Below are 11953 nucleotides of genomic sequence, written 5' to 3' on the forward strand. Positions count from 1 at the left end.
AAATTGTAGATAGTGTGTTAAGGAGCCTATAAAGTTTGCTGTATTGTAAAATATTAGCTTACATTTATACAAACGTTAAATCAATATTATGAAAAAATTAGTAATCATGTCTCTGCTTCTGATGTGTATGGTCACTTCATCTTGTAGAGATTCAGAAAATGAGAAAGAAGCATTAGAGCTTGAGAGAACCGTTCAAAAGATAGATTCTCTGGAGATGGAAATGGATAAAATCAACCAAAGGATAGATCAAATCTCTGATGAAGTAGAAGAAACCGTAGAGGAAATTAATTAAACACAAAGCCATGAAAAAAATAGTAATAGTAAGTATCGTAGCTTCTTTTCTGATGCTTGGACTGAATCAAGGTTTGGCCCAATCAAATAATCAGGAAAAGAAGGAAGAAGTCAAAGAAAAGCAAATTGGCAAAGCTGATAAGAAAGCTGATCAAGCTAAGGAGAAAGCCCAAAAACAGCGAGATAAAAACAAAGATAAAACCTCTAAAGAGAATCGGGGCAATGCTTACGGAAAAGACAAAGGAGATATGACAGGCAAAGAGTTTGGTCAACACCGTGCAGAAATGGCCCGCAATAAGGCCGAGAATACAAGGTTGCGATTAAAGGAAACCGAAGCCTTATTGACCCATCACAGAGAAAGATTAAGTAGTTTAAAACAATCGCTCAAAGAAGAGGGCGATCAACCCAACGCTGATAAAGAAGAAATTGAAGCACGTGCAAAAAGAATAAGACGTGCAGAAATGAGACTCAATCAATTGGAAGATGCGCTCATTAAAAGCAGGGAACGATTCAATAGAACCACCCGCTCTCTGGATGCCGTGATTGATAAAAACTAGTCATTTCTTTTATAAGATTTAATAAGCCCGGTCAACACCGGGCTTTATTTATAGATGTCTTCAATAAACCCATCCCGGTTCTTTTGGGCATTTTTTTTGAGGGCTTCTTTAGCATTGCGTTGGTCTTGTTGTATTTTGTCTTGTGAAAGTTTGAATTTGCCTTCCCAGCTTGTGATGTCAATCTCAAAAGCCTGAATGTAGTTTACGGCACCGTCCATACGTTTGTTGTCTGGTTCCAGTACAAATTTTTGTGCTGCACCTTCCAGGAATTCGGTCATGGCAATCATGGTTCTTTTGGCAGCTTCGGGGTCGTTGATTAAAGTGATGGTTCCCGTGAGGTGTACAAAGATATAGTTCCATGTGGGGAGTTGGGTAGTGGTGTAGACACTGGGCGAGATATAGGCATCAGGTCCCCTGAAAATCACGGTCACTTCAGCCCCGTCCTGTAAGGTCTGCATCTGCGGGTTGTATTTATCAATATGTGCAACCAGTTTTTGAATCTTGTGGTTGTAGATAATGGGAATGTGTGTCACCAAGGGTTTTCCGTCAAGCACAGACACTAACATCCCCAAAGGATAGGTCTCAATGACCGCGATCATTTTTTTAATGTCGTTTTCCTGATGGTGTTTTGGTGGATACATTTTAATAAAAGTTTTTAATATTCCCCCTCCTTGGGAGGGGGGCTGGGGGGAGGATTTTTAATCAAGCCCCAAACTGCCTGAAGTGATGATCCAGGTGTTTGTATTGCATTTGTCCCCATTGCTCGGTGGTAAAATGACCGCAAAAGGGGTGGGGCGGCCAATCGGTTTTATCCCTTTCGGCATAAAATTCATCGATAAGAGACTTTAATTGTTCTTTTTCTTCTTGAAAGTCACGTTGATCAACAATCTTGAATTCTTTTGATGTGGGCAAACCCTGTTTCCACGGTTTGTCGTCATACAATGACTTTTTAAAGAATGAAAACAACAGTTTCATAATTGGGTTGGGCTTTGCCATCTTGAGTTTTTCCAACGGTACTTTGAGTGGTTCACTGCAATGTGCCAGCATTTGAGCAACAGTCATTTTCCCCCATTGAGCCTGCGATTCCGGGCTGAGGTTGTCTAATCTTGTTAAGATTTCGTCGTAAGCCGACTTCGTAAAAAGTGATTGCATAGTGTTATTTTATTTCGGGAATTAAAGATACATGTTTATCTTTATACAACTATTTATTATGAGCCAAAAAAAGACGACATCCTTTTCCATCAAAAACTGGTCTGAAGACGACCGTCCGCGTGAGAAATTACTTCAAAAGGGACGGGCAGCCCTGAGTGATGCTGAACTCATCGCTATATTGATTGGTTCAGGAAACAACGATGAAAGTGCGGTAGATTTAAGCAAACATATTTTGGCCAAAGCTGATAACAACCTGAATCAGTTGGGAAAGTTTACCATCAAAAAGTTGATGGAGTTTAAAGGTATTGGCGAAGCTAAGGCCATTAGCATTGTAGCCGCGATGGAGCTGGGACGCCGGCGTCGTGCTGAAGAAGCCGTGCAGCAAAGCAAGATTACTTCCAGCCTTTCAGTATTTGAGTTGATGCAACCTGTGATAGGCGAACTGCCTCACGAAGAATTTTGGATTATCTTTCTCAACAATTCCAATAAAATTATCCGTAAAGAGCAGCTCAGCAAAGGCGGCATTACCGGCACTTTGGTAGATGTGCGGTTGGTGCTTAAAACGGCGCTTGAAGTGGGCGCTACGGGCTTGATACTGGCTCATAACCATCCTTCGGGTGCCTTACGCGCAAGCGAACCCGACAAAATGCTTACGCGAAAGTTGAAAACAGGCGCCGAAAGCCTTGATATTAAAGTGCTCGACCACCTCATTATTACTGAAAAAGCTTACTTCAGCTTTGCAGACGAAAATATGCTATAGTCTATGTTTAAAGATAAAAATATTACTGATCTCTTTTTTGATCTTGACCACACCCTTTGGGATTTTGAAAAAAATTCTGCACTGGCTTTTAAAAATGTGTTTGAACACCATAAAATTGAAATGGACCTTCCCGGTTTTCTAAAGATTTATGAACCCATTAATTTTGAGTACTGGAAACGTTATCGCGACGAGGAAGTTACCAAACAAGAACTCAGAAGAGGCCGACTCACAGATACCTTCAACCAGCTAAAGCTGGAGTTTCCATTAGAAATGATTGATGCGATGGCGGTTTCATATATTGATTTTCTGCCCAACAACAATTATCTTTTTGAAGGAACCATAGAGCTGTTGGACTTTTTAAAACCTAATTTCAATTTGCATATCATCACCAATGGATTTGAGGAGGTGCAATTTAAAAAACTCAAAAATTCAAACATTGACAGCTACTTTAAAACGGTCACAAACTCTGAACGGGTGGGTGTTAAAAAACCCAACCCAAAGATTTTTCAACATGCATTGCAATTTGCAAATGCTACCCCACAGAATAGTGTGATGATTGGGGATAATTTTGAAGCTGATATTTTGGGTGCAAAAGCAGTGGGCATGCACACTTTGTATTTTAATCCGCTTGGCTCAACCAATGAAGAACACCCCACTGTACAACAACTTTTAGAAATAAAAAAGCTCTTTTAACTTAGGGTAAACTGCTTTTAAACTGTTTACGTACATAACAATACATACCGTTGTTTTACGTTTAATACTTACTTAATACCCCAAAGCGATGCCTAAACAGTTCATAGTAATAATAGCACTCAGTATTTGCTTGTTTTCCTGCGTTAAAGAAACAGACTTTAACCAGGCAGATGCTATTGTCCTCACCCATGAGGTGGAGGCAAATTTTATCTATTTTACACTTCAGATTGATGATTTTGAAGCGCCCACAGTCCCCACCGGAAGCCTGACCGTTATAGACACTACCGAAATCAGGTTTTTGGATGACGACTTTGCAGTCGACAACATCGTTTCGGCTGAATTTTTCTTTAGGGTTTCCAATACATTCCCCGTGGGGCTGGATGCAAACTTTACGTTTCTATCAGAAGAGAACGAGCCCTTTTATGAAATCAACTTTCCCATTGAAATAAGTGAAGACGGCACTCCGGTTATCACAGAATTTTCTCAATTGATTTCAGGCGAAGACCTAGACTTACTCACTTTAAATGATAAAGTGGTGGCGACCCTGGTTATTAATACCACAGATGAAACACTGGAAGGTGAACTCAATTTGCAGTCAAAGACCACCTATTTTCTTGAATACTCTGAATTGTAAGAGAGTTTTGAAAAGCAGTTCAAGCTAAACAATCAACCCAACCGATTTTTAATTGAATAGTAAAAGAGCAGATTATATAATGAAGTTATTCTCATTAGTAGTATTTTTATGCATTGGCTTTACGGGCCTTAGCCAAAACAAACAACTTTTATATGGAGTGTCTGACATTCCACAATCGTTGATGTTAAACCCGGGGGGTATTGTTCAGTATGACAAGCACTATGGAATTCCGTTTTTGTCTCAAATTCACTTCAATGGTGGGGCTTCAGGAGTGACTGTCTATGATATTTTTCAGAGCCCAAATACCACAGACATCAACAACCGCATTACTGATGCCATATTCAATCAAAAAAACACCGATTTTTTTACGGTAACCCAACAATTGGAACTAATCAATATTGGCTGGAGAAACAGTAAGGAATATTACTTTTCTGGCGGTATCTATCAGGAGTTTGACATGATAACCTATTTCCCAAGAGACCTGGCAATCCTGGGCTGGGAAGGAAACGGGAACTACATCGATTATGAATTTGACTTAGGCGATTTAAATACCTCTGGCGATTTATTGACGGTTTATCATTTTGGCGCTAACAAAAAGGTGTCTGACAAACTCACATTGGGCGCCCGGATTAAAATCTACAGTAGTATATTTAACTTTACAAGCACCAATAACAAAGGAACATTTGTAACAAGAGTAGGAGACGGGTCTCAAAACATCTATGACCACTTATTGCAAGATGCCGATGTACAATTAAAAACATCAGGGATTGCTCCATTTATAGACGATGAAAACGGTGCTCCCGGCATGGGAGGTCACATTATGAGTAGGGCGCTATTTGGGGGTAATCTGGGAGTTGGGTTTGATATTGGCGGTACTTATGAAGTTTCTCAAAATTGGGTAGTGAGTGCCAGTTTACTAGATGTTGGTGCCATATTCCATACAAATGAAGTGGAGAATTACCGCGCTCACGGAAGTTATAATTTAACCGGTTTGAATTTGATATTTCCTTCACTTGAAGACGGGGAAGCAGCACTTCCCTATTATCAAAACCTGGAAGACGAGATTACTGAAAGCGTTCCGGTAGATACTCTTTATAATAAGTACACTGTGATACGCCCAATGAAAGTTAACGCCGGACTCATGTATCATTTTGGGAGAGCTTTTGGCAACAAAGAATGTGATTGTCTTGATATGGGGCAAGGTGATTTTGGAAATCAAGCAGTGGGGCTTCAGTTTTATTCGATTTTTAGACCCAAAAAGCCCCAATATGCAGCAACTCTTTTTTATTACAGGCGCTTTACAAATTTTCTTGCAGGAAAAATCACCTATACAGCAGATTCATTTTCTGTTGATAATGTTGGTTTAATGGCCGTGGGTGATTTCGGAAAACTCAATGTTTATATTGGGGTTGATAATTTGTTACGCTATGGAAATCTTGCAAAGGCAAATCATGTATCTTTGCAATTAGGGTTTAATTTAAAGTACCTTTAAAAATAGTTGACAAATGAAAAATACATTCTTCTTAGTTGCATTCATTATTGCATTTTCAAGTACTGCTTATTCTCAAAAATCCTTGAGCGAATTTGCTTTTGTTGTTGTACCTCAGCAATTTGAATTTCAAAAAGGTAAAGATCAGTTTCGTTTAAATACATTGACGAGACATCTTTTCAGTAACGCTGGTTTTAATGCAATCTATGATGTTGAAATGAATAACCTTCCTCGTTGTGAAGGCTTATATGCTGAAGTGATAGAGAATTCTTCATTTTTATCAACCACAGTAACTGTAGTGCTCAAGGATTGTAATCAAAACGTTGTTTTCACATCAGCAGAAGGTTCGAGTAAAGAAAAGGCCTATGAAAAAGCATATCAAGAGGCTATCAGAAATGCATTTAAAAGCCTGGAGGTTTTAGCCGTTAATCAAGGTGATTTAGAAAGTTACCGAGAGCGTCTTTCAAAAGAAGACGCGCCATCGGCGCCTATCCAAATGAGACCGGAGGTGAAAAAATCTCAGTCTGACGAACAAATGGCTTCTAAAAAATTGCCTGCCTATGTATTTAAAGGCACAACTTATTTACTAGAGCCAAACAAAGAAGGTTTTATACTATACAAAAAAGAATCAAAAAGTGGCGGTTTTTCTGAATATGGAAGTCTAACTGAAACTTCACGTGAAGGCACATATCTTTTTGTTAAAGATGGCAAAAGTCACCTAGCCAGTTTTGACGCTGAAAACAATTTAATCATCGACGGCGTTGATGAAAAGGGTAAGCCCACACAAAATAGGTATTTAAAAATAAAAACGGAATAGTTTAGACCGTTTTAAAACGAACACTTCCTAGTTTTTCAACCTGCCCGGTTGCCACTTGGTTTTCTTTTAAAAAGTGTGCTGCAGTGGCTGCACCTGCCAAGATAATTTGCCCCTTTTTAATGATTAATCCTGCTTCTGAAGCGAGTCTGCTCAATTCAACTACAGATTGTAAAGGGTTTTCTAAAATGGCAGCAGACGAAGCACTATCTACAATTTCATCATTGATAACTAAATCCATTTTCAGGTTTGAAATATCTGTGGAAAGCGGTAGCCAGTTTCCGATTACATAACCGGTTGAGGAGCAATTGTCTGCTACAACATCTTCTAGCGAAAACTTAAAGTTCTTATATCTGGAGTCGATTACCTCAAGAGCCGGAGCCATTGCATTAAGAAATTGAGGAAGTTCCTCAAGAGTAAGTTGACGGTTGATGTCTTTGCTTACGCGAAAAGCGATTTCAGGTTCTACTCTGGGATGAATCCATCGGTTTAAATTGATGGTTTCATTTTGTTGCAATTCCATTTCATTGGTTAAAATACCCCAAATAAGATCGTGCACACCCATTTGTTCCATTTTAGCTTTGCTGGTAAAGCCCAGCTTGAAACCGGTGATGACTTCACCTCGTTGCACCCTCAGGGCTATGGATTCACGTTGGATTTGATAAGCATCATCCAGTGATAGTTTGTTTTTGGCAGCCATTTGCTCCACCGGTTTAGCTGTTGATGCTGCTTGGTCTAATATGTATGCAATTTCTTGTTTGTTCATAGGTATATTGTTTAACCCTCTCAGGGTTTTGAATCCTGAGAGGGTAGGTGAGTTAACTACATTAAGTTTTTTGCAACGGCGTCATCGTGTAAAACCTCTTCGGTTTCACGCTTTACGAGTTCGAGTTGGTCTCTTAAAGATTGGTTAGTCTTTATTTTTCCATCTGCCAGTAGATTTAATATTGCCTTGTCTTGGGCCCGACCTCTTTTCATCGCTTCTGCATAAGGAATGTGTTCATTGAATGTAACCAGTGAATATTTTGAAGAATATTCCATGGGGAACTCTTTTTCAAAGGCTGTTTCCAGTTTTCGCTTTTCCTGGAATAAGGCACTGGCAGTATGTGATTTCATTTCGTGGAAATTATCCAAAGCAAGATCTGCGATAGCATCAGTATCTTTTTTGCGTTCTTTTTCATATGCTGCAAATACTTTGTTCCAGTCACCTTCGTGTTTGTCTAATATTTCATCAAATACCACCACATCTTCAAAGGAAGCATTCATTCCTTGACCATAGAAGGGAACGATGGCATGGGCAGCATCACCCATCAGCAGGGTTTTTCCATAACTGCTCCAGGGGCTGCATTTTACAGTACCGAGCGCCCCCACCGGATTTTCAAAGTATTCTGTGGCGAGTTCTGGCATGAGTTCTAGAGCGTCAGGATAGTATTTTTCAAAATATTCAATAACCCGTTCAGGGGTGTTGAGGTTATCAAAGTTGTACTCTCCTTCACTATAGGATAAAAATAAGGTTACTGTAAAACTTCCGTCGAGATTGGGCAGGGCTATGACCATATTTTCACCTCTGGGCCAGATATGAAGGGCACCTTTTTCAGTTAAATAACCGCCATCTTTAGCAGGAGGGAAGGTGAGTTCTTTATAACCGTGTGTGAGGAAGTTTTGAGAAAAGCTGAATAAAAACTTCTTGTGTAAAAACATACTTTTGCGCAAGACAGAGCCGGCACCGTCTGTTCCAATCACGACAGCACCTTTAAGTAAGATTTCGCGGTCATTTTCCTCATCATAAAAGGTTGCAATTCCTCCTTCCAGGTCAACTTCAATGCAGCTGTGATTAAAAATTAAAGTTATGTTTTCCATTTTTTCGGCTTCATCCAGCAGTAGTGCATTTAAGCCGGTTCTTGAGACAGAGTTGATGTATTCGTGCTCCCTTCCGCTATAGCGGCTTAAAAAAGTGTTGCCTTCCATATCGTGAATCATCCGTCCATACATTGGGATGCAGAGTTCTTTTACTTGTTCTTCAAGGCCCACGAGTTTCATTCCTTTAATTCCACGGTCTGAAAAGGCGAGGTTAATGGAGCGTCCGGCTCCCAGGTCAACAGTCCTTAAATCAGGGCGTTTTTCAATGAGTTGAACATTATAGCCGCGTTGAGCCATCCGTAAGGCGAGTAGAGAGCCACAAAGGCCGGCTCCGATGATGAGTATGGTTTCTTCTTTCATATCCATTTTCTTCAAAAGCGAAATCTCTTTTAATTAATATTATTCCAAGCACTTTTTCAATCGCTCCACCATCAAAAACACATCTTCAAACGAATTGTAAAGCGGGGCAGGTGCCACCCGAATCACATCGGGTTCCCGCCAGTCACTGATGACCCCGGCTTTGGTGAGTTTATCGTGGAGGCTTCTGTCTGCATCTTGAACTGCCAGAGATAATTGGCAGCCTCTCTCTTCAGGGTTTGAAGGGGTGATGATGCTGATGCGGTCATTTTTTAAATCGTGTAATAAAAACTCAAGGTAACCTGTGAGTTTCTTTTGTTTTGCCAGGATATTATCAAAACCGGCTTCCTCAAAAATATCCAGAGAAGCGCGAATAGCTGCCATAGACAAAATAGGCGGATTGCTCAACTGCCAACCTTCTGCACCGGGAAGCACATCAAACTCCTGACGCATATTGAAACGCGTTTTTTTATTGTGTCCCCACCAGCCGGTAAAACGTTTTAGTTTTGGATTCTTTGCGTGACGCTCGTGCACAAAAAGCCCTCCCAAACTTCCCGGGCCGCTGTTGAGGTATTTGTAGCTGCACCAAACGGCAAAGTCGGGACCGTTTTTGTGCAGGTCGGGCTGGATGTTTCCGGCGCCATGTGCTAAGTCAAACCCCACAACGCACTTGTGTTTGTGTCCCAGTTCGGTTATTTCTTTTATAGGGAAGGACTGCCCTGTGTAATAGTTAGTGGTTCCGATAAGGATGAGGGCAATTTCGTCACTTTGATCTGCCAGAATGTTTTCAAGGTCTTCTATACGACAGAGATCTTCACCTTTTCTGGGTTTCCATAAAATAACCCCTTCTTTTTTATCAAAACCGTGAAAATCGAGTTGTGACTCCACCGCATATTTGTCTGAGGGGAAAGCATCACTTTCTATGACGATTTTGTATTTGGTTTTTGTGGGCTGATAAAAGGAGACCATCAAAAGGTGGAGGTTTGTGGTAAGGGTGTTCATCATCACCACTTCACTGGGTTTGGCTCCCACAATTTTTGCCATTGTGTTTGTAAGCAACTCGTGATAAGGCATCCAAGGGTGCTGTGCTTCGGTGTGTCCTTCCACTCCCAGTTTAGCCCAATCGTCAAGTTCTTCCTGAATGTATTTTTGGGTGTTTTTGGGTTGCAAGCCTAGTGAGTTTCCACAGAGATAGACGATATCATTTCCTTTTTTGTCCTTTGGAATGTGAAACTTTTCGCGAAAGCGGTTTATAGGGTCATGTTTGTCTTGTTCTTTGGCGTAAGCTAAAGTGGGTTTAAAATTAGTCATCGGTGGTTTTAACTTCAATGTTGGTAAAATAGAGTTTAAATGCGCCATCACTTGTTTGGTGACTAGTTGCGATTTTCATTCCCTGATGGTCTTGATAGTTTTCCCAGGTGGTGGTGATTCCGGGAGTGGGTTCGTTCCCCCTTCTGTAGATCCACTCTTTAATTATGAAATCATTTTCAAAGTAAAAGTCATAGGCGTCGCCTGGTGTATATCCACCCTGATTGTCATAAACAACAGTAAGTTTTTGCATAGTCTTTTTACTTATGGGAGCAGTAACACTGTCTTTTAAAGTAAATGATGTTCCTTCATCCCAAACAAGGTTAAATGGAGCCAGTAGCCAGTATTTATCATTGATGAAACTGCTGTCTGCTTTTAAAGCAATACTGTCCATTTTATTTTGATTGTATCTTAATGTATCGTTGCCTTGAATTTTTGTGATGTCTTTTGTTTTGGGTTTCCAAACCCAGGAACGTTCAAAGTGGTTTTCTCCCCGATTGACATTGAAAGTAAATTTTAGCTCTTCAACGTTTTGCCAATGTTCAATTCCGTGTGCAATTGCAATCATTTCGTTAACTTGTAGAGGTTGGCTTTCTAAATCTTCTGTGGTGTTTACAGTGTTTTTTTCTTTACAAGAAATTAAAACTAAACCAATCAATATAAATAAAATGGATTTTTGCATTAAAATATAGTTTGTGTAAAGATACAAAAGTTGAATTCCTTATTGTTTGTCCTGAATAAAAAAGTCATAAAAAAACCCTTTAGAGTGAGTCTAAAGGGTTTTTAATTTAATGTTGTTAAAATTAATTATCATCAAGGGCATCTTCAACGCCATCGCCCACTTCTTCAATCCCGTCTTCAACTTTTTCTTCAGGAGTTTTTTCACGGCACCCGGTATATGCAAATGCAAATAATGCAACAAATAGTAAACTGAAAATTTTACGTTTCATAATTTTTGTTTTGATAGTTATTAAAATATTTTTTAAGGATTTCTTCCTGTAGCCAAACGGTATAAAATACCAATAACAGCCAACACTAAAAGGATGTGAATTAAACTTCCAACAGATTCCCCAAAACCAAAATATCCAACTACCCATCCTATAATGAGGATGACAACAATGAGCCAAATTAAATCTTTCATAATATTATTATTTATTAATTAGTTCTCTAAATATACTCATATATTGAACAATAATTAACTATTTAACTGAAAGTTAACTACATTTGATTAAAAAAGTTAAAAATATTATTGAAATAATTGTAAGATATTTAGAATTTTTAACGATTGTTAAAACTTTAGTTGTTTTGCTTTAAAAGCTCGGGAAACTGCTTTTTGAATGCATTCAATCTCGGAATAGAAACGTTTTGAATGTAAGGATTGTTTGGATTGTTTTTTTCATAATCCTGATGATAAGCCTCGGCTTTCCAAAACTTTTCAAAAGGGTATACTTCTGCTGCAACCTTTTTATTACCCAGATTCTTATTCAAGGTTTCAATTTTTTCTTCAATACTCTTTTTCTGTTCTTGGTTTTGATAAAAAATTATGGAACGGTATTGTGAGCCTCTATCTGGACCCTGACCATTAACTTGTGTGACATTTTGTGAACCGAAATAAACATCCACCAGGGATGAAAAACTCACTTTGTTTGGGTCGTAAAGGACTTCGACGGCTTCGGCATGACCGGTTGCACCTGTGTTGGTTGATTCATAGGTAGGGTTTTCAGTATGCCCACCCGAGTAGCCTGAAGTAACTTCTTCAACACCATTCACACTCTCATAAATGGCTTCAACACACCAGAAACAACCACTGGCGAAATAGGCTTTCTTTAACCCGTTTTCTTCCGGGACTTCTATTGCTGAAACGTTATTTTGTTTTTCACGTTCAAGGTCTTTATTTTTCTCAGTGGTATTTTGGCAAGAAATAGTAAAACTGGAAAATAGGAGGGTAAGAATTAGAAATTGTACTTTCATGTTTTTATTTAAAAGTACAAAAAAAGCCTTCCGGGAAATGGGAAGGCTTTGTTAAAATTTATTTTGT

At 39.3% G+C, this 11953-nt stretch carries 16 protein-coding genes; 7 read left to right on the forward strand and 9 right to left on the reverse strand.

Going from position 1 to position 11953, the window contains the following annotated elements; all coding sequences use genetic code 11:
* The first annotated feature begins 106 nt into the window (after nucleotides 1-106).
* Entirely contained in the window at nucleotides 107-292 is a 186-nt protein-coding gene (locus IEV69_RS04720; RefSeq protein ID WP_188439976.1) for a hypothetical protein, read from the forward strand.
* 10 nt (nucleotides 293-302) lie between these two features.
* Nucleotides 303-848 carry a hypothetical protein gene (locus IEV69_RS04725; protein ID WP_188439978.1) on the forward strand — a complete coding sequence of 182 codons (546 nt, stop codon included), beginning with the start codon at nucleotides 303-305 and terminating at the stop codon, nucleotides 846-848.
* A 44-nt stretch (nucleotides 849-892) separates the two neighbouring features.
* Here the strand turns inward: IEV69_RS04725 and IEV69_RS04730 are convergent, their stop codons facing one another.
* A complete protein-coding gene (locus IEV69_RS04730) occupies nucleotides 893-1489 on the reverse strand; it encodes an FMN-binding negative transcriptional regulator (protein ID WP_188439980.1) in 597 nt (198 codons plus the stop codon).
* 61 nt (nucleotides 1490-1550) lie between these two features.
* Nucleotides 1551-2000, reverse strand: coding sequence for a DUF1569 domain-containing protein (locus IEV69_RS04735; RefSeq protein WP_188439982.1), 450 nt, complete (start codon nucleotides 1998-2000; stop codon nucleotides 1551-1553).
* Between the two features lie 58 nt (nucleotides 2001-2058).
* Between IEV69_RS04735 and radC the strand changes: the two genes are divergently transcribed.
* The 5 genes from radC to IEV69_RS04760 all read left to right on the forward strand — a co-directional run bounded on the left by radC (nucleotide 2059) and on the right by IEV69_RS04760 (nucleotide 6393).
* On the forward strand, nucleotides 2059-2760 hold the full coding sequence (gene radC, locus IEV69_RS04740) for a RadC family protein (RefSeq protein WP_188439984.1): 702 nt from the start codon (nucleotides 2059-2061) through the stop codon (nucleotides 2758-2760).
* 3 nt (nucleotides 2761-2763) lie between these two features.
* On the forward strand, nucleotides 2764-3453 hold the full coding sequence (locus IEV69_RS04745; protein ID WP_188439986.1) for a YjjG family noncanonical pyrimidine nucleotidase: 690 nt from the start codon (nucleotides 2764-2766) through the stop codon (nucleotides 3451-3453).
* 88 nt (nucleotides 3454-3541) lie between these two features.
* The gene (locus tag IEV69_RS04750) at nucleotides 3542-4087 is read left to right on the forward strand and encodes a hypothetical protein (RefSeq protein WP_188439988.1); all 546 of its coding nucleotides are present in this window, start codon (nucleotides 3542-3544) and stop codon (nucleotides 4085-4087) included.
* A gap of 79 nt (nucleotides 4088-4166) precedes the next feature.
* A complete protein-coding gene (locus IEV69_RS04755; protein WP_188439990.1) occupies nucleotides 4167-5579 on the forward strand; it encodes a DUF5723 family protein in 1413 nt (470 codons plus the stop codon).
* Between the two features lie 13 nt (nucleotides 5580-5592).
* The gene (locus tag IEV69_RS04760) at nucleotides 5593-6393 is read left to right on the forward strand and encodes a hypothetical protein (RefSeq protein ID WP_188439992.1); all 801 of its coding nucleotides are present in this window, start codon (nucleotides 5593-5595) and stop codon (nucleotides 6391-6393) included.
* 1 nt (nucleotide 6394) lies between these two features.
* On the opposite strand, the gene IEV69_RS04765 is transcribed toward IEV69_RS04760, so the two are convergent.
* The 7 genes from IEV69_RS04765 to msrA form a co-directional block, all read right to left on the reverse strand.
* Nucleotides 6395-7156, reverse strand: coding sequence for a 2-keto-4-pentenoate hydratase (locus IEV69_RS04765; RefSeq protein ID WP_188439998.1), 762 nt, complete (start codon nucleotides 7154-7156; stop codon nucleotides 6395-6397).
* Between the two features lie 56 nt (nucleotides 7157-7212).
* The gene (locus IEV69_RS04770; protein ID WP_188440241.1) at nucleotides 7213-8616 is read right to left on the reverse strand and encodes an FAD-dependent oxidoreductase; all 1404 of its coding nucleotides are present in this window, start codon (nucleotides 8614-8616) and stop codon (nucleotides 7213-7215) included.
* A 33-nt stretch (nucleotides 8617-8649) separates the two neighbouring features.
* Nucleotides 8650-9918: a kynureninase gene (gene kynU / locus IEV69_RS04775; protein WP_188440000.1), complete on the reverse strand. Its 1269-nt coding sequence runs from the start codon at nucleotides 9916-9918 to the stop codon at nucleotides 8650-8652.
* Nucleotides 9911-10597, reverse strand: a complete 687-nt coding sequence (locus IEV69_RS04780; RefSeq protein ID WP_188440002.1) for a hypothetical protein — start codon at nucleotides 10595-10597, stop codon at nucleotides 9911-9913. Before IEV69_RS04780 ends, kynU begins: the two co-directional genes overlap by 8 nt.
* A gap of 121 nt (nucleotides 10598-10718) precedes the next feature.
* Complete coding sequence (locus tag IEV69_RS04785) at nucleotides 10719-10865, reverse strand: hypothetical protein (RefSeq protein WP_188440004.1); 147 nt, start codon at nucleotides 10863-10865, stop codon at nucleotides 10719-10721.
* A gap of 32 nt (nucleotides 10866-10897) precedes the next feature.
* Nucleotides 10898-11056, reverse strand: coding sequence for a lmo0937 family membrane protein (locus IEV69_RS04790; protein ID WP_188440007.1), 159 nt, complete (start codon nucleotides 11054-11056; stop codon nucleotides 10898-10900).
* 155 nt (nucleotides 11057-11211) lie between these two features.
* Nucleotides 11212-11886 (reverse strand): peptide-methionine (S)-S-oxide reductase MsrA, encoded by a 675-nt coding sequence (gene msrA, locus IEV69_RS04795; RefSeq protein WP_188440008.1) that lies wholly within the window; start codon nucleotides 11884-11886, stop codon nucleotides 11212-11214.
* Between the last annotated feature and the right edge of the window lie 67 nt (nucleotides 11887-11953).

The organism is Planktosalinus lacus (genome assembly GCF_014640155.1).
Classification (GTDB): domain Bacteria; phylum Bacteroidota; class Bacteroidia; order Flavobacteriales; family Flavobacteriaceae; genus Planktosalinus; species Planktosalinus lacus.